The following is a 15,844-nucleotide window of genomic DNA, read 5'->3' as shown; positions in this document are numbered from 1 at the left end:
GCCATGGACGACCTCGATATCCGCCGCGAGCACCGTTTCTCCGGGGCCAGCCGCATTATTCTGCTCAGCACACTGCTGTTTGCCGTCCTGGGTATCTGGGCGTATTTCGGCAAGCTGGATGAAGTCTCGACCGGCAGCGGGAAAGTAATCCCCAGCTCGCGCGAGCAGGTCTTGCAGTCGCTGGATGGCGGTATTCTCGCCGAGCTCACGGTACGCGAAGGAGATAAAGTACAGGCTAATCAGATTGTCGCGCGCCTCGACCCCACTCGCTCTGAGTCCAACGTTGGGGAGAGCGCCGCCCGCTATCGCGCCTCACTGGCTTCCAGCGCAAGGCTCAATGCCGAAGTTAACGATCTGCCGCTCGTGTTTCCCGCTTCACTACGCGCCTGGCCGGATCTCATCGCCTCCGAAACGCGCTTGTATAAAAGCCGCCGCGCGCAGCTCGCTGATTCTATGGCAGAACTGCAGGATGCGCTGGTCTCGGTAAATAAAGAGCTGGCCATAACCCAACGGCTGGAAAAAAGTGGTGCCGCCAGCCACGTTGAAGTGCTGCGTCTGCAACGACAAAAAAGCGATTTAGGATTAAAAATCACCGATCTGCGCTCACAATACTTCGTGCAGGCTCGGGAAGCGCTGTCAAAAGCCAATGCCGAAGTGGATATGCTGGCGGCTATTTTGAAAGGACGCGAGGATTCCGTCACCCGCCTGACCGTGCGTGCGCCGATGCGCGGTATTGTGAAAAACATCCAGGTCACTACCATTGGCGGTGTTATCCCGCCCAATGGCGAGATGATGGAGATTGTACCGCTGGACGATCATCTGCTGATAGAAACCCGCCTGTCTCCGCGCGATATCGCGTTCATCCACCCCGGCCAGCGGGCGCTGGTGAAGATAACCGCTTATGACTACGCGATTTACGGCGGTCTGGAAGGCGTAGTCGAAACTATTTCCCCGGACACTATTCAAGACAAAGTGAAACCGGAAATATTCTACTACCGCGTGTTTATCCGCACCCATCAGGACTTCTTACAGAACAAACTGGGACGCCATTTCTCCATCGTACCGGGAATGATTGCCACAGTGGATATAAAAACAGGTGAAAAAACCATCGTCGACTATTTAATCAAACCGTTTAATCGCGCAAAAGAAGCGCTGCGCGAGCGGTAAATCCTTGAGGATTGGGGTTGCGGGGGCTGGTCACGCGTGTCACAAGTCTGTTATACTTGCTCTAACACATTGGGGCTGATTCTGGATTCGACGGGATTCGCGAAACCCAAGGTGCATGCCGAGGGGCGGTTGGCCTCGTAAAAAGCCGCAAAAAAATAGTCGCAAACGACGAAAACTACGCTTTAGCAGCTTAATAACCTGCTCTGAGCCCTCTCTCCCTAGCTTCCGCTCTTAAGACGGGGATCAAAGAGAGGTCAAACCCAAAAGAGATCGCGTGGAGGCCCTGCCTGGGGTTGAAGCGTTAAATCTAATCAGGCTAGTCTGGTAGTGGCGTGTCTGTCCGCAGGTGCCAGGCGAATGTAAAGACTGACTAAGCATGTAGTACCGAGGATGTAGGAATTTCGGACGCGGGTTCAACTCCCGCCAGCTCCACCAAATAAAACAAGGGGTTACGTGAAAACGTAGCCCCTTTTTCTTTGGTGATGGCGGCAAAATGGCGACAGAGTGTCGGACTGGCGGCAACAAAAAACCCGCCATTAAAGCGGGTTCTGTTCAGAAACTCATGTGGCCTTGACCACCTTTTCCAGGATGTGGCGGCGCAGAAGAAATTAGATTCGGTTTTATAATGTGCCGTACAAACGTTTCATGAGTAACGAACGTACAGCCACAATTTATATTTTGGCACTGGTTGTAACGTTCTTTTGTCGTAGCTGATACCTGAAAGCTGCTTCTGGTATGTGCTGCATGACCGCACTCTGGACAGTTCATCATCGCTGTTATCCCACCACTCTTGCCGTAGTCGCAATAATGATACATCATTATTCAATACTGAGAACCAATTATTCAATTTCAAGATCATCAATCTTTACTTCAAGCTCCATGCTGGTCGTAAATCCATTATCCGGGCTGACAGAATGCGTCAGGGTGGTAATGGTCCATTCTGCATCATCGATCTGCTGCTTAAACCCTGTAACCTTCACCGGCATTTCCGTATAGAGATCAGCCCGCCCCTCAGCGAGCTGCAGGGAAAATGAAGCAACCCCACGCTGCAGACGTTCCCACTGCATTTTTGCTGCGCGCTCTGCATTGCTCCGGTTGGCGTAGGTACGATTAAGAACCAGCACGTTTTCATCCGTTCCCACCAGATAATCGCCCTGTTTTGCTTCCGGCTCTTTGGGTGTGGTGGTTTTCTTTCGACGACGCTTAACACTGGTTGTCTCTTTTTTCCTGGGTTCACGCGTATGCAACCAGCTGGCAATAACACCGGTATAGGCACCACGATCAGCAAGGGTGAACCGATGACCGTTACCGGCTTTGCGCGTGATGGTGATAACCGGCAGCGGCTTGCCGCTCGCCGTTCTTCCCTGTCCCTGCCGGATAAACAGCAGATTCCCGTCCTTAACGGAAGCAATCGCCCCATACTGTCTCGCCAGTTTCATCAGAAAACTTGCATCGCTTTCATTGGTCTGGTCCAGATGATCCAGCGCCTTATCCGTCAGGTCTTTACCCAGCGCCATTTTGAGGTTATGCCGGGCGGCTATTTCCTTTACCACCTCCCCTACCGTTGTCTGATGCCATGATTTTTCGCGCCGTGTATTGAGGGTTTCACGGAAATCTGCGCTTCGCGCCCGGATGGTCAGCCGGTCAGGGGCACCGCAGTGTTCGATTTCATCCACGGTAAAAGCCCCTTTAGGAAAAAGCGGCTGGCCTTTCCAGCCCAGCGCCAGCTGAATCACTGCCCCACGTCGCGGCAGGGCGATCAGCCCGTCGGCGTCGTCCAGCTCCAGATCAAGCTGGTCCGCTTCAAACCCCCGGTTATCCGTCAGCGTCAGACTCATAAGGCGGGTATCCAGCACGGTCGTCACGTCCTTACCTTCAATGACGATACTGAATGCGGGGCTTTTGCTGTTCAGATTCAGGAGATCAGAATTAACGTTCACTGAAGCAATCCTCCAGCCGTGTTTTTAATCCCCCCAATCGCAGACGCTGCAGAGTCCTGCAGGTTACTGAGCTGGTCACTCAGACTCCCGAACATGTCAGACAGCGACTCATCAACCCGTTTGAGGGTGATCGTAAACTCAATGCGCCTGGGCATGCCGCTGGTAAAAAACTCCGTCTTTGTCTGGCTCAGACTTTCAATAACAAACATGCCGTAAATGGTTCCGCTACCTTCAATCAAAGGCCAGGCTTTGCCCTGCTCTGCCATCAACTCCAGCGCCAGCAATGACAGCCTGCCTCCGGTCACTTCCGGCAGCAGGACCCCGGACAGTGTCAGTGAATCATTATCCGGGCCAAGAAACTGCGTTGACGGGCGGCGGTTCACCCGGCTGTTGGCTGCATGTCGCCAGCTGCGCTGATACTGCAGTTCCTGATAAGGGACAGTGCGCAACATAAATACATATAAACCCAGCACCATCATCATGATTCATATCCCCCCTGATCGCTGAAATTGCTGCGCGCTTTTGCCCTCGCCCTGCGTTCCCGCTCGTCAAGCTGGCGTGCCACTTCACGGGCAATATCCTGCGCACTCTGCCCCGGCTGCGCGACGATATGAATGGGCGCATTTATCTCATAACGAATAACCGACGGCGGGCTGTCTGCCTTAACAGGCTGTGTCTGGTATGCACTCGCAGGCAGACTGAAGGGATGAAGCGGAGCCGCTTCTGCAGGTGTCGCAGCTACCCCCATCACGCCAGCAACGACAGAGGCAAGCGCAGCAGTACGCCGCCTGCTGGTGACATTTGCTGGTCCGTTCACAATTTCAGGGCCATTTTCTCCAACAATGCCAAACTGCCCGCTTGGAATGATCCCGCCCGTGTCATACATCCCCGCGTAAGCCGGGAACCCGCCGGGCGGCAGCAACACTTTGCCGTCACTGTTCACCGTGGCGGGCTGCTGCTGCGTAACCTGCGCGGGCAGTTTCGCCTTTGCCGCCTCCTTACTGACAATACCGAGCTTTTCCAGCAGCCACGACACACCGGATTTAAGTGATTCCAGCGGGTGCATCACCATATTCAGACCTTCAGCCAGCGCCTCACCAAACCGGCGCCCCATTGCAGCTGCGCTGTTCAGTTCTTCGGAAGTGGATTTAACCGGCGTGAGTAAATCACTGAACCAGCCCCACAATGCCTGCACCCTGTCACCAATCCACTGAAACACGGGTCTGAGCGGCTCAAAGGCGGCGCTGATGGGTGCTGCAGCGGCTTTGAACCCTTCCACCACGCCCCCCAGAAATGCACCGATGGGCTGCCAGTATTTCCACACAACCAGCGCCACACCAGCCAGCGCAGCCACAACCAGCCCTATCGGACTGAGCAGCGCGCCCAGCAGGCCAGAAATGCCAAACAGCGCGCCGCGAAGTAATGCCAGCGGACCAGAAACAAGAAAACGCAATACGCCACCGGCAGCTGTCAGCCCACCCCGCAACACCGCCAGCGGGTTCATCACCATACCGATAACACCACGGATGCCTGACATACCGGCACGGAACATGGCAAGCGGCGCACCTGCCACCGTTTTCAGTGCATTACCCGCTATTCCGGCTGAGCGACGCAGAGAATTAAACGGGGCACTCAGCAACCCGACACTGCCACCGGATGACGCCATCCCCCTACGCAACAGAGAAAGTGGCGCACCTGCCAGCCATGACAGGGCACTGCCAGTACGTGTTACTGCTGCAGCAACGGAAGGTAATGTTTTTACACCCAGCACAGACAGGCCAAACCGGATCACCGCAACCGGCCCCAGCACAGCAGCCACCGCCACTGCAAGTGTACCCAGCCCGACAGTGATCACCGCCGTAGCCGCCGCCAATTTCATCAGCGTGCCAGCCAGCACGGGATTCTGCTCCACCCAGCGACGCAGCGCCCCAGTCACATCCTTAACCATGCCCATAATATCCATCAGCGGCTGACGCAACGTTTCCCCCAGGCTGCTGAAAGCGTTCTGCGCGCCCGTCTTAACCAGCAACCACTGCGCAGACAATGAATCCTTGTTAATGTCGGATTCTTTCTGCATGGAGCCATTAGCACCACTGCCTGATGTGAGTTTCAGCTGACGCTGCAGCTCCGGCAGGTTGTTAGCCAGCTTTGCCGCATCATCGCCAAACTCTTTACCAAAAATCATTGTCATGGCTGACAGGCGCTTGTCCTGCGGCAGATTGTTGACCTTCTCCAGAACCCGCTGAATGGTGCCCATGGCATCGGTGGTCATCTGCTTTTCAATCTCCGCAGGATTGAGTTTCAGCAGGTTCATACCTTCAAAGAAGCGCTTGCTTTGCATGGTGGCAATGGACAGCTCACGCACCATGGCATTAGAGGCGCTGGCGGCAATTTCCGGGGCAGCCCCAAGAGAAAGGAATGTTGAACCCAACGCAGCAGCCTTTCGGAAGTCAAGGCGGTCAGCCACGCCCCCCATACGCTGCAGGACGTTGATAATGTCCCCACCCTTTGACATGGCGTTATCGTCCAGGTAGTTCAGCGCATCGCCCAGTTGTTCAATATTGCGCGTCGGCACTTTATAGAGCTGCGCGATTTTCCCCAATCCTTCCGCCAGCTCATCGGCGGGCAGCTCAAAGGCCGTTGCAGCTTTTGCCGCCGTGGATGCAAAGGCCAGCAGGTCACGTTTCTGGTCCTCAAAGGGATCGTCCTGGTTGGTCACGCCCATACGCGCGCCCCCTTCAACCAGCGCGGCATAATCTATAGCGCCATTCTCCATCGGCAGTTGTTCACTGGCGGCCTTGATGGCATCCTGCATGTCATAAAACTGTTTTGTACGGTTGCCGTTATCGTCCCGCAGCCCGTTTACCTGCTTTGCCACGCCTTTCATGGCATCTTCCATGCTGGCGTAGCTTTTCACTGCAGCCATAACCGGCGCACCCATTGCCAGCCCGGCAGCCGTAGTGGTGGCTCCGGCTCCGGCTATGCGATCCCGAACCTCAAGACGGCGCGAATACTGATCACGAACCGCATTCATTCTCGCTTGCTGTTCACCCAGGCGTTTCAGGGATTTTTGCTGTCGCTCCAGTGCCAGTCGGGTTTCATCGGCGTTCTGCCGTAGCTCACGCTGTGCGCTGCTCAGTTTCTTTGTATCAAGCCCTGCCTCATTCAGCGCAAGGCGCTGACGCTGCACTGACTGACGCAGCCCGTTATATTTTCCCTGTAAATCGGTGACGCGATTTTTAGCCTGCTCAAGCAGTCTGGCCTGTGCTGCCGTCGGGCGGTTGGTCGCAGTAAACTGCGTGGCGAGTTTTGCCGCTTCTTCGCGGGCGGCTTTAAGGCTGTTACCTGTGACTGCCAGCTGCGCGCTGGCCTTACGGAAGCCATCAATTCTGCCCGCCTGAGAATCTAACTCTTTCAGCCGGGCGCGGCTTTGCTGAATAGCGGCAGCCAGCTCTTTTGAGCTGGCCTGCGCGGATCGAAATGGGCGGGTGAGCTTGTCAACCGCATTCAGAATCACCTGCAGACGCAGGTTATTGTCACTCATCGCTGGCCCCGCTTCTCTGAATCGCTTTGTGCCGCCACTCCAGCACCTCAGTCAGCGGCATAACGTCAGTGATGGACGGCGACCAGTGAAAGATGGTGGCGATATCCGCCACCAGGTCATCAATCGTCAGGCTGTCGGTAAACCGGCAAGCACCGACTTCTTCAACAAAAAAGTCACCACCTCGACCGACAGCGCGGTGAGATCGGCGGGGTCCAGTTCAGCCATTTCCTGTGCGGTCAGCGTTGGGGTGGAAATACGCGGGATCACTGTCATCATGGCCCCCACGTCCATATCCATAATGGCCTGCAGGCGGGTGCCGCGCAGCGCACCGGACTGCGGCTTACGCAGCACAATTTCGGTGATTTGGGTTTTACCGCGCATGACTGGCGTATCCAGTTGTACGGTTTTTTCAGTCAGCTTGTCGCTCATGTTCGTTTCCTGTTAATCAGATACTGCCGCGGATCACCGCGCCGTTAAGTTAAATCAGAGGCCAAGGGCGTTACGGTGTGCTTCCATCAGGTCCACGCCGTCAACGATTTCAATCATGTTGACCAGATCAACCTCATAGAGCACTTCGCCGTTAATGGTCAGCTTCGCGTAGCTGTTGGTGCTGCTGACTTTGGTGGTGCTGCTCTCGCCGGTTTTCCACTCGCCGGAATCCACTTCTTTATGACGCCCGCGCACAACCAGCTCAATGGCCTGCACTTCGCCGGTATCGTCACGCTGAATAGAGCCGGTGAAACGCAGCTGGATGCCGTCAACGGTTGCCTTGCCCATCTGCTTGAATAACAACAGTTCGGTGCCGCCGATTGAAAATTCCGTGTCCAGTGCGCCGTCATCCAGCCCCATATCCACATCCACCGCGCCCGGCATACCGCCGCCGCGATACTTCTCAAACTTGCGGGTGAATTTCGGCAGAGTCAGGGACTCAACGATCCCCTGCCAGTTGTTCCCGTCGTTGAACAGGTTCAGGTGTTTTAACTTGCGTGGTAATGCCATGTATCCCCCTTATGCACTGACACGGCTGGCAAAATCGACCAGGTAGCGATCGGTGATGCGCTGGCGCAGCATCAGATTTTCAAGCGGCGGCACAGGCGTGTAGTCGTAGTCGATGGTGAGTTTCCCGTCTTTCAGGGAGTCTTTATCGTTCACTGACTCATCCAGCCAGCAGTCCGCCCCGATGAGGTATCCCTGATTCACCAGGCTGCGTAATTTGGCGCGGATACCTTCGATAATGTCGCGGGCCAGTGACGGATTCAGTGGCTTATCCACCGCCCACATATGCCCCTCTGCAATCGTGTCAGCCAGTACCTGCGCCGTGCGGGTGTAGTTCTCAAACGCAAACAAGGGATCGTCACTGAGGCAGCGGGAACCCCAGAAGCGGAAGCCGTCTTTGCAGATCAACGTGGTGACGTCGTTCTGGTTCAGCAGCCCCGCGTCCGTTGCCGGGTCCTGCAGATCCCAGAATACATCAGCGGAAAGACCGGTGACGCCATTCACACCCACGTTGGACAGGGTTTTGTGCCATCCGGTCTGTTCGTCTATTTTGGCGCGCAGACCGAGCGCACGGGCGGTAGCAAAAGCCGTTGCATCGGCTTTCAGAACGGTGTCAAAGTTGATGAAATCAGGCCAGATCAGCATCCCCTCGCGCTGGCTGAAATTGTCCCGGTAAGCAATGGCTTCTTCCACCGTCTTGCAGCCATAGGCGGACAGATAAGCAAAACCGCGCAGACTCTGCGCCACACTCATCATCTCAGTGGCTACCGCCTGTGTGTCATGCCCCGGCACACCGAGAATGCGCGGCTTAACTTTCAGCTGCGACTGCGCAGAAAGCAGCGCTTTCATACCCGTTTTTTTACCGTCGGACGTGACACCACCGATAATATTGGAGGTGGTTTCCGCTTCGGTTTCGCCCTGCGCCACACGCACAACAACCGTCACGGGTTTTGACTGGTCGGCAATCGCATCCAGCGAACGGGCCAGCGTGCCGGACTCGCCTGCTTTACCGCTGGCCTCCAGCACATCCGTCAGCAGAACTGGCTTATTGAGAGGGAACACGGACGCATCAGCATCATCGCCGGTACAGACCATACCCACGATAGCAGTGCTTACCGTGGTGAGGGAGCGGGTGCCGTCGTTGACTTCAACAACGCGCACCCCGTGGTGGTAATCCTGAGCCATAAGGCATTATCTCCGGTTGACAGGGATGCCTTATGTTCAGTCTTAGATGTATGCTTAGCACGTACGATGCATTGTACTGGTTATGACACAATGTAAACGAGAAAAAAAAGAACTTGCTGGATTTGATTTAAGTTTATTGCTTACTCAAGCATCTGACTTAAACCAACTTAAGAAACCCCCAACAAAAATAGAACTGTGATATATCATCAACAAATTCAAAGATGGAATGTTAGAGAAAATTCGGATAATATTGCAAAATCAATATTTGAGTCCTAAGTAACTTAATAAAGCAAGCTCGGTGATCTGATGGAATGCATAGAAAAAGACTTGTCAAAAGGCATTAATTTTACTCGTTCAACAGCTTGCATTTTGGTTGTTATTCTACACATTGCCGGTTATGGTTTTTACGAAAATGGTGAAAACTGGCAAACCGCTAATATTATTGACTCTTTTACTAGAGTATGCGTACCTCTTTTCATAATGATTACGGGTACCCTTCTTATACAACAGAAATCAGTTAAACCTATTCGTCGCATTATCAAAATAGTATATTGTTTATTATTTTGGTCTATTTTTTATACATTCGCAGACGACCTACAATTTAATAATATTATTGACTGGTGTCTAACAATCGCTAAAGCACCAATAAAATATCACCTATGGTATTTATATGCCTGCATTGGTTTCTACTTAACACTCCCGGTACTGAGTGCATTTTATTGTAACTCTCATCTAAAATATTCCTTGGCATATATAGCAATATGGTTTTTCTTGTCAATATTCTCTATTTTAGATAAAGTTCTTAATTTAAATGTCGATTTATTCATAAATAACTATCAATTATCGACCTTCATAAACCTGACAGGTTACCTTCTTCTTGGCAAAGTAATTGCGCGAGCATCCATTCCTTATGGCAACAAATTAATCACAACTATTTCCCTATTAATATTCATTTCATCTAGTTTAATAACCGCATGGATAACATCATACTGGAGTGAGTACAATCAAAAACCAAATGCGTTATTTTACTCCAACCTTTCACCCTTGGTGATAATTGCATCCGCTTCATTATTCTTTTTTTTACTGAACATATCCAAAACGATTAAAGATTCAAATATAATTATATCTTTTATTCCTAAGTATACATTAGGGATATATTGCATTCACATATTCATCCTTGAAGCATTTATAAAATTTTCATTTAAAAATCAAGATATGAATTTATCATTCTTTAGCACCATATTTATTGCAGTGTTGATTTTTCTTACCAGCCTTGTAGTAACTTTTATTTTAAAGAAAATCCCAATACTGGATAAAGTATTATGAGCTAAGCAAAACATGCCACATCGCACCAGTTGATGCAAACTGGTGCGATAATTACATACAATTATTTACGGTTGATTTGGCCAACTGATGTCTGTAACGGTAGAGATTTCCATCCTCATCAATGTAATCCTATATTCTTTCCATAATTTTAATGCTGAAACTTCTTCCTCCGTTGCAATATCCATATCAAAAGCATCTTGTCTCCATGCAATCTCCGCATTGGCCTTATTCAGAAGAAATTGCTTCTGATTTGCAATCTGATTAAGTTGTTGTTCATCAGTTACTGAAACCCCATCAACAAGAATTGGCTTTCCATTATTATCCGCCTGAATAAAACGCCCCTTGCCCTGACCTTCAATTAGTTCTTGGTATAATTCATCAGCAATAGGAATTGCGTTTTCTGGAACATCATTACTCTCACTATTATATAAACCTAATGGAACGGCAGTGAAATATTTCATTTAATATCCTATTGCTAACCAAGCCCATGAAGATGGAGAAACTGGTGATGGATTGATTGCCATAGTCTGGCCAATCCATTCACACTGAAATTTTGTTGGAATGCCCAAACGCACTCGTGAATTATCTGCAACTGACGAGGCATAATCTATAGCTAAGACAATGAGGCACTCGTGATTAAACGCCTCTGGAAAAACTATCACACCACTGGACGAGTTACTTTGTATCTGTTGCATTTGAATAACATATTCCCCAGCAACACCATCAATAAATCCAGGAATACGGATCAGTTTACTCGTACCATTGATTGCATTTCTCAAACCAAGATATTGAAGAACGCCGACTACATCTACTTTACTCAACATAGGGCGAACAAAATCACTCAGGTCTGCCAAAGCTGCTGTTTTTTCAGCAGTGAAATATGGAAACTTTCCTTTAGCCGGTTTCAGCTCCGCCAGCGCGGTCAGGGTATCGCTTTTCTGCTGCCGGGTTTCAATGAGGTTATCGACATAGCCACGCGTTGCCAGCACGACAGATGGATCGATTTTCAGCGTGATGTTATCGGTGCTACTGGTAATCAGCACCATGCGCACGGTCTGTGTGCGTCCGCTGCCCTCAACAAGCTGCGGCTTATAGCTTTCAGGGCAATTTCCCACAGCAATCAGCGCGCCGGTTTCATCGAACAATCCAACCTCACGAATCCACCACCCGCCCTCAGTTTCAGGGATCACCTGCTCAGCAATAATCTGGCTGCTGTTCTGCGGATCGATATACAGCATATTCAGTGCTGCGCGGCGCTTTTCAGCCACTAACGCGGTCTGTTGTGCGCTGGGAGTGGGCAGTGCTCCACCACCGTCACCCACCGCCATATGGGTAATTTTAAGCGGGATACCGAGCGCGGCGGCGCTAGCCAGTTTCGCCGCGCCGATATCCGTCAGCAGGGTGTAAAATTTTGCGCTCATGGGTTCACTCTCATCGTGTCAATAACATGGACCGCTCCGCCCTCATAGGCGGTACCGCCGGAAATAATGGTTTCGTTGATGTACGGGTAGATCGTGATTTCTTCGCCGGTGTAGGTGGCTGCACCCACAAAATACGGACCGCCTGTCTGCAGGTTGATGGACATGCCAACCAGATGACGGCTGCATGGTTTGGCGTCACCGATCAGGCGCTCCAGCTCCAGATAGGTTTCTTCTGTTATCCCCTGGTCCTGCACGCCAATATCCAGACGGAACGTCCCCGGCGTTTCACCGGTCTGCCACCACTCAATGATGCGGATCAGGAAGCCGAACGGCTCCACCACGCGCCGCACGGCGCTGGTTGTCCCCTTGTGCTGATGGATATAAAACGCGTCCTGCACAACGCGGCGCTTGACGCTTTCTGTCCAGCCCTCATCCCAGCGGTCAACAGAAAACGCCCAGGCCAGATAAGGCAGGAATCTGATCGGGCAGGTTGCCGGGTTCCACAAATCACGCAGCGATACCTGCAGATCGGAAATCCCACTGCAGGTCTGCGCCAGTCGACGCTCAAGCGGCGACGAACCCGGCGGCAGCAGACTATTCATCCGTGCCCCCGTTGGTAACGCTCCATTCGGTACAGGATGCTGCCTGCGTCTTATCCAGCACCACATCATCCAGCGGGGACGCCAGCTCCACACGCTGGACGCCCTCCACGTGCAACGCGGCATAAATGGCACTGCGGCGGATATCACGTCCCAGTCGCGTCTGACTGGCGATGTATTTCTGCAGACTGGCTTTTGCTTCTGCCATCACCGGCTCAGCCTCCGGCCCCGGATACAGGAAGATCGTTGCGTCCACGCTGTACGGAATAATTTCTGCGCTGCGCACCGTCAGGCGGTCTGCCACCGGGCGAACCTTTTCACTGTTAAGCGCCTGCTCAACCACTGCCAGCAGGTCAGCCCCTGCTGTACCGTCACCCTCGCGACTCAGTACGGTAAGCACCACCTCTGCCGGTGCAGGACTGGTTGCGCTGGCATCAGCCACGCGCCCGTCGGCGCTTCTGGCGTGGAACTCATAGGCTCCCGTCGGCCCTGCAACGGACAGCCCCTCAAATGCTGCAGGAATACGCTGGCGTAATGCTTCATCACTTTCCATCACCGCGGCGACCGGCGGCACCGCGTCATTATCGGCAGGGACTACTGTCAGGCGCTTAACGTTGCAGTTACCTGCCAGTTGCTCAAGGTCATTTCCCATGGAATAGGCCACCATGACCGCCTGCGCAGCCTCATTAATACGCTGGCGCAGCAGGATTTCGCGGTAAGTATTTTCCTGCAGCAGTTTGGTGACAGGTTCTGACTCCAGCGCTAACGTGCGCATAACGGCCTCCTGTTCATCAGCCGGATGAAGGGCCACAAAGGCGGCCTTGCGTTCTGCCAGCAATGCCTCAAAGTCCGGCACATCCACAATCTGCGGCGGCGGTAGTTGGGAAAGATCAATGACTGCCATTGTCTGCTCCTGTTGATACGGAAAGGGAAACTGGCGCGCCGTTATTGCCGTGTCCGGTAAGTTCAACCACCATAGAGCCGTCAAAATTACCGTTGATAGTGATGGAATCCAGCGTAAGGCGCGGTTCCCAGCGGTTCAGCGCCACATAGACCGCAGACATAATCTGCAGGCGCAGCGCCGGGTTCTGCGGCTGGTCAATCAGGGCAGACAGCAGGGAGCCATATTCCCGACGGGCAAGACGGCTGCCCTGCGGAGTCAGCAGAATATCCCGCACCGACTGGCGCAGATGGTCTGTATCTGCAATGGCCTGCCCGTCATTCCTGCTCATACCGATATACAACGTCATACCGGTCCCCCTGTGTTGTCGCCGCCTTTCAGAACGCCAGTATGCTCATGGTCATCAACTACGATCCCGTTAGAACTCATTGCGCCGCCGCCCTGGGTGACGCCGCCATTGATCACCACCTCGCTGTTAATGCGCGTGGTGTCAGCCTCCACCACAAACTCACCGGTTTTGTAGGTGACACTGTCTGATGCCTCGATCACCATGGATTTGATGCCCCTGACATGCCACCGTCCGGTGGCGGGTTCATACTCAAACCATCCCCCGTCCGGGTACTCCGTCACGCAGCCGTCCACGGAATCCGACGGTGGCGGAAACTGATTGGAGTAGATAGCGGGCAGCACAAAAGCGGTTTCCAGATTGCCGCCCATGCTCAGCACCACCACCTGCTCATCCGGCGACGGACACCACCATGTACGGGCACCACCGGCGCGCAGCGTCAGCCAGTTAATCCAGTTGGTTTCAAGCTCGCCCACCTTTACCCGGCACAGCCAGTTTTTCCGGTCCACTTCGGTCACGGTGCCGGTGCGGATCAGATTGGTGATAAGGCGCATAATTTCGGTCAGTTGTGTATTCATAACGAAAGGTTGCCATCAGAGGGAAAAGGGAGGCAGCGCGGGCGCTTGTACCAGCGGTGGCACAAAGATCACCCCGCCAGCCAGCGCAGCAGGGTGTCACGGGTGACGGTTTCCACTTCTTCATTCACGCCCAGCAGGCGGCGCTCTGCGTAGCGGACCTCCGGGCCTTTTCGGCTGACGCGATCCCGCAGGCCGTAATGGTGAACACGGGCAATGCGCTGCACCTTGCCATCAAACTGCACGCTGGCGGAGTCCGCTCTGGTGGTGGTTTTCAGGTATTTTGTGGTGCGAAGCTTTGCAAACATCTGGCGTTTGATGCGTCCCTTCTTGCTGCGGGCAGTCACCCGGCGCGGCTCATAGCCGCTGCCGTCAGGATTACGCTGCAGCCTGATGTTCTGCTGCTGCGTCCGGCGCAGCTGTTGCGCCAGTTGCCGCATCATACGGCTGCGCGCGGCAGGCTCCAGATTCGCCAGTAGCGCCGTCAGCCAGTCATCCACCCTCTGCAGTTCATCCACGTTTCACCGTCCACATTTCTTCGGGTTCGTCCGGCTCCGGCACCGCTTCAACGCTTGACACGCTGCCGTTAGTGCTGACCAGCACGCGCTCCGTCAGTTGCAGGTTCAGGCTGATATCGCACACATCGTTGCGCAGAATATCCACTTCAAAGGTGAACAGTTTTTCGCGCAGCTCCGGGTTATTGATAGCATCCGGCTGGTTGTCACTTAGCCACAGCAGCACAGGAGCCATCAGCAGATTCTGGTCGCCGCTGAAATCCTCGATCACCACGTTCAGGGTGTAGCGGTATTCCCATGACATGGAACTGGCACCGGTTGCCACCAGTGAGCCGTTATCAACGAAAAGGTGCAGCTTGTCCGGGTTGTCGCGGACATAAGCAACCGCTTTATTCAGGGCGCTGCGTAAGGACTGCGGTTTGTTCACTGTCTCGCTCCTGACACGCAATAATCGTGTCCACTTTGTCAGCACAGACCGCCCAGGCGGCCTCGGTTTCATCCAGCACCGCGTTCAGATCGCCGTTACTGCGCGGCGCTGACCTTTCCAGACGGCACTGCGTCACTCTGGGACAGCCACTCACGGTAAGCTGCACCTCCGGCGAGGGCCGGACGCTCCCGCAGCCGGATAATGTCAGCAGGCAAAGGAGTATCAGCCCAGCGGCGCAAATCCTCATTTTCACGTTTCAGTTCCTCGATCCGGTGCTGGCGGCTGCGCAGAAGTGCGGTGGTCTGTTCCGCTGCCGCATAAAGCCGCGCCTGCTCCCGGCTGTTGGTTTCGGTCAGAATGGACAGGCCGATCAGCTGGCTGTTTTTCTTCGTCAGCTCCTGCGTTTTGCTTTTCAGCGCCGCGCCCAGCGTTTCGATGGTGTGGCTGGCATTGTTAAGCCGCCATGACTGCCAGCCCAGCGCCGCAAGTACCAGCGCCAGCACTACCGCCAGTGCACGCATCAGGCCGCCATCGGCTCATGAAGCTGCGCGCGGGCAATCTGATACAAAACCAACGTCAGCAGGTAAAACACTAGGGTGATCACCCATCCAGAAAACGCCAGGCACAGAACAATAAGCAGCCTGATTACCCATGTACGCACGGGTTTTACGGGGTGCGCCCTGAATTTCAGCAATGCCGCCCTGACCTCATCGCGCACCCGATCTCCGGCGAACCACCCGACAGCGCACAGCGCAGCAAGCAGCCAGGCGAGGAAGCATGACACCCAGACAGACGCACCAACCAGAACCGGCGCACCGCTGCGCGGATACAGCAGGCTGATAACCAACAGCGCAGCCCATGCCAGCTGGAAAAAAACGCTCATGACTTTCTTTTTCATTCCG

20 protein-coding genes, 1 other RNA gene and 1 pseudogene are annotated in these 15,844 nt (G+C 53.7%); 3 read left to right on the top strand and 19 right to left on the bottom strand.

From position 1 onward, the window contains the following. Positions 1 to 3: 3 nt before the first annotated feature. Both HV352_RS05740 and ssrA read left to right on the top strand, forming a co-directional pair. Positions 4 to 1,167: an HlyD family efflux transporter periplasmic adaptor subunit gene (locus tag HV352_RS05740; RefSeq protein WP_085951071.1), complete on the top strand. Its 1,164-nt coding sequence runs from the start codon at positions 4 to 6 to the stop codon at positions 1,165 to 1,167. Between the two features lie 71 nt (positions 1,168 to 1,238). Continuing rightward, positions 1,239 to 1,602: a transfer-messenger RNA gene (gene ssrA / locus HV352_RS05735) on the top strand. 117 nt (positions 1,603 to 1,719) lie between these two features. On the opposite strand, the gene HV352_RS05730 is transcribed toward ssrA, so the two are convergent. The 8 genes from HV352_RS05730 to HV352_RS05695 form a co-directional block, all read right to left on the bottom strand. Continuing rightward, entirely contained in the window at positions 1,720 to 1,938 is a 219-nt protein-coding gene (locus HV352_RS05730; protein WP_000980498.1) for an ogr/Delta-like zinc finger family protein, read from the bottom strand. Between the two features lie 68 nt (positions 1,939 to 2,006). Next, positions 2,007 to 3,107 carry a phage late control D family protein gene (locus HV352_RS05725; protein ID WP_181635278.1) on the bottom strand — a complete coding sequence of 367 codons (1,101 nt, stop codon included), beginning with the start codon at positions 3,105 to 3,107 and terminating at the stop codon, positions 2,007 to 2,009. Then, complete coding sequence (locus tag HV352_RS05720; protein WP_019077472.1) at positions 3,104 to 3,589, bottom strand: phage tail protein; 486 nt, start codon at positions 3,587 to 3,589, stop codon at positions 3,104 to 3,106. Before HV352_RS05720 ends, HV352_RS05725 begins: the two co-directional genes overlap by 4 nt. After that, on the bottom strand, positions 3,586 to 6,651 hold the full coding sequence (locus tag HV352_RS05715; protein ID WP_019077473.1) for a phage tail tape measure protein: 3,066 nt from the start codon (positions 6,649 to 6,651) through the stop codon (positions 3,586 to 3,588). The genes HV352_RS05720 and HV352_RS05715 overlap by 4 nt, the downstream gene beginning before the upstream one ends. Next, the gene (locus HV352_RS05710) at positions 6,644 to 6,763 is read right to left on the bottom strand and encodes a GpE family phage tail protein (protein ID WP_001397628.1); all 120 of its coding nucleotides are present in this window, start codon (positions 6,761 to 6,763) and stop codon (positions 6,644 to 6,646) included. The genes HV352_RS05715 and HV352_RS05710 overlap by 8 nt, the downstream gene beginning before the upstream one ends. Positions 6,764 to 6,777: 14 nt before the next feature. Beyond that, on the bottom strand, positions 6,778 to 7,080 hold the full coding sequence (locus HV352_RS05705; protein ID WP_019077474.1) for a phage tail assembly protein: 303 nt from the start codon (positions 7,078 to 7,080) through the stop codon (positions 6,778 to 6,780). 54 nt (positions 7,081 to 7,134) lie between these two features. Continuing rightward, positions 7,135 to 7,650 (bottom strand): phage major tail tube protein, encoded by a 516-nt coding sequence (locus tag HV352_RS05700; RefSeq protein ID WP_016150797.1) that lies wholly within the window; start codon positions 7,648 to 7,650, stop codon positions 7,135 to 7,137. A gap of 9 nt (positions 7,651 to 7,659) precedes the next feature. Next, positions 7,660 to 8,832, bottom strand: a complete 1,173-nt coding sequence (locus HV352_RS05695; RefSeq protein WP_019077475.1) for a phage tail sheath protein — start codon at positions 8,830 to 8,832, stop codon at positions 7,660 to 7,662. Between the two features lie 306 nt (positions 8,833 to 9,138). Here HV352_RS05695 and HV352_RS05690 point away from each other — a divergent pair, with 306 nt between their 5' ends. Further along, entirely contained in the window at positions 9,139 to 10,158 is a 1,020-nt protein-coding gene (locus tag HV352_RS05690) for an acyltransferase family protein (RefSeq protein ID WP_019077476.1), read from the top strand. A 65-nt stretch (positions 10,159 to 10,223) separates the two neighbouring features. Here HV352_RS05690 and HV352_RS05685 read toward each other — a convergent pair whose 3' ends face one another. From HV352_RS05685 to HV352_RS05640, 11 genes and pseudogenes are all read right to left on the bottom strand, one after another. After that, positions 10,224 to 10,619 (bottom strand): tail assembly chaperone, encoded by a 396-nt coding sequence (locus tag HV352_RS05685; protein WP_019077477.1) that lies wholly within the window; start codon positions 10,617 to 10,619, stop codon positions 10,224 to 10,226. 429 nt (positions 10,620 to 11,048) lie between these two features. Next, positions 11,049 to 11,579: pseudogene (locus HV352_RS05680) on the bottom strand (phage tail protein); the annotation flags it as partial. Beyond that, the gene (locus tag HV352_RS05675) at positions 11,576 to 12,181 is read right to left on the bottom strand and encodes a phage tail protein I (protein ID WP_019077479.1); all 606 of its coding nucleotides are present in this window, start codon (positions 12,179 to 12,181) and stop codon (positions 11,576 to 11,578) included. The gene HV352_RS05675 and the pseudogene HV352_RS05680, both read right to left, overlap by 4 nt. Beyond that, positions 12,174 to 13,082: a baseplate assembly protein gene (locus HV352_RS05670; RefSeq protein ID WP_180836910.1), complete on the bottom strand. Its 909-nt coding sequence runs from the start codon at positions 13,080 to 13,082 to the stop codon at positions 12,174 to 12,176. Before HV352_RS05670 ends, HV352_RS05675 begins: the two co-directional genes overlap by 8 nt. Next, positions 13,069 to 13,428, bottom strand: coding sequence for a GPW/gp25 family protein (locus HV352_RS05665; RefSeq protein WP_016150803.1), 360 nt, complete (start codon positions 13,426 to 13,428; stop codon positions 13,069 to 13,071). Before HV352_RS05665 ends, HV352_RS05670 begins: the two co-directional genes overlap by 14 nt. Continuing rightward, positions 13,425 to 14,003 carry a phage baseplate assembly protein V gene (locus HV352_RS05660; RefSeq protein ID WP_019077481.1) on the bottom strand — a complete coding sequence of 193 codons (579 nt, stop codon included), beginning with the start codon at positions 14,001 to 14,003 and terminating at the stop codon, positions 13,425 to 13,427. The genes HV352_RS05665 and HV352_RS05660 overlap by 4 nt, the downstream gene beginning before the upstream one ends. A 68-nt stretch (positions 14,004 to 14,071) precedes the next feature. After that, complete coding sequence (locus HV352_RS05655; RefSeq protein WP_019077482.1) at positions 14,072 to 14,518, bottom strand: phage virion morphogenesis protein; 447 nt, start codon at positions 14,516 to 14,518, stop codon at positions 14,072 to 14,074. After that, entirely contained in the window at positions 14,511 to 14,942 is a 432-nt protein-coding gene (locus HV352_RS05650) for a phage tail protein (protein WP_001528539.1), read from the bottom strand. Before HV352_RS05650 ends, HV352_RS05655 begins: the two co-directional genes overlap by 8 nt. Beyond that, on the bottom strand, positions 14,905 to 15,150 hold the full coding sequence (gene lysC / locus HV352_RS23575; protein ID WP_072600794.1) for an Rz1-like lysis system protein LysC: 246 nt from the start codon (positions 15,148 to 15,150) through the stop codon (positions 14,905 to 14,907). The genes HV352_RS05650 and lysC overlap by 38 nt, the downstream gene beginning before the upstream one ends. Beyond that, the gene (lysB, locus tag HV352_RS23650) at positions 15,038 to 15,466 is read right to left on the bottom strand and encodes an Rz-like lysis system protein LysB (protein WP_029139631.1); all 429 of its coding nucleotides are present in this window, start codon (positions 15,464 to 15,466) and stop codon (positions 15,038 to 15,040) included. Before lysB ends, lysC begins: the two co-directional genes overlap by 113 nt. Next, positions 15,463 to 15,840, bottom strand: a complete 378-nt coding sequence (locus HV352_RS05640; protein WP_126287303.1) for a DNZ54_00345 family protein — start codon at positions 15,838 to 15,840, stop codon at positions 15,463 to 15,465. Before HV352_RS05640 ends, lysB begins: the two co-directional genes overlap by 4 nt. Between the last annotated feature and the right edge of the window lie 4 nt (positions 15,841 to 15,844).

This window comes from Citrobacter sp. RHBSTW-01044, from assembly GCF_013781945.1.
Lineage (GTDB): Bacteria > Pseudomonadota > Gammaproteobacteria > Enterobacterales > Enterobacteriaceae > Citrobacter > Citrobacter braakii.
Note: the sequence above shows the minus strand (reverse complement) of the source record. Positions and strands in the feature narration are given on the sequence as shown.

Bases quoted from the DNA above. Each gene is read 5' to 3' on its own strand.
- HV352_RS05740 (WP_085951071.1), top strand. From the start codon at position 4: ATGGACGACCTCGATATCCGCCGCGAGCACCGTTTCTCCGGGGCCAGC.
- HV352_RS05705 (WP_019077474.1), bottom strand. From the start codon at position 7,080: ATGAGCGACAAGCTGACTGAAAAAACCGTACAACTGGATACGCCAGTC.
- HV352_RS05675 (WP_019077479.1), bottom strand. From the start codon at position 12,181: ATGAATAGTCTGCTGCCGCCGGGTTCGTCGCCGCTTGAGCGTCGACTG.
- HV352_RS05695 (WP_019077475.1), bottom strand. From the start codon at position 8,832: ATGGCTCAGGATTACCACCACGGGGTGCGCGTTGTTGAAGTCAACGAC.
- HV352_RS05715 (WP_019077473.1), bottom strand. From the start codon at position 6,651: ATGAGTGACAATAACCTGCGTCTGCAGGTGATTCTGAATGCGGTTGAC.
- HV352_RS05690 (WP_019077476.1), top strand. From the start codon at position 9,139: ATGGAATGCATAGAAAAAGACTTGTCAAAAGGCATTAATTTTACTCGT.
- HV352_RS05700 (WP_016150797.1), bottom strand. From the start codon at position 7,650: ATGGCATTACCACGCAAGTTAAAACACCTGAACCTGTTCAACGACGGG.
- HV352_RS05670 (WP_180836910.1), bottom strand. From the start codon at position 13,082: ATGGCAGTCATTGATCTTTCCCAACTACCGCCGCCGCAGATTGTGGAT.
- HV352_RS05685 (WP_019077477.1), bottom strand. From the start codon at position 10,619: ATGAAATATTTCACTGCCGTTCCATTAGGTTTATATAATAGTGAGAGT.
- HV352_RS05730 (WP_000980498.1), bottom strand. From the start codon at position 1,938: ATGATGAACTGTCCAGAGTGCGGTCATGCAGCACATACCAGAAGCAGC.
- HV352_RS05660 (WP_019077481.1), bottom strand. From the start codon at position 14,003: ATGAATACACAACTGACCGAAATTATGCGCCTTATCACCAATCTGATC.
- HV352_RS05720 (WP_019077472.1), bottom strand. From the start codon at position 3,589: ATGATGATGGTGCTGGGTTTATATGTATTTATGTTGCGCACTGTCCCT.
- HV352_RS05640 (WP_126287303.1), bottom strand. From the start codon at position 15,840: ATGAAAAAGAAAGTCATGAGCGTTTTTTTCCAGCTGGCATGGGCTGCG.
- HV352_RS05665 (WP_016150803.1), bottom strand. From the start codon at position 13,428: ATGACGTTGTATATCGGTATGAGCAGGAATGACGGGCAGGCCATTGCA.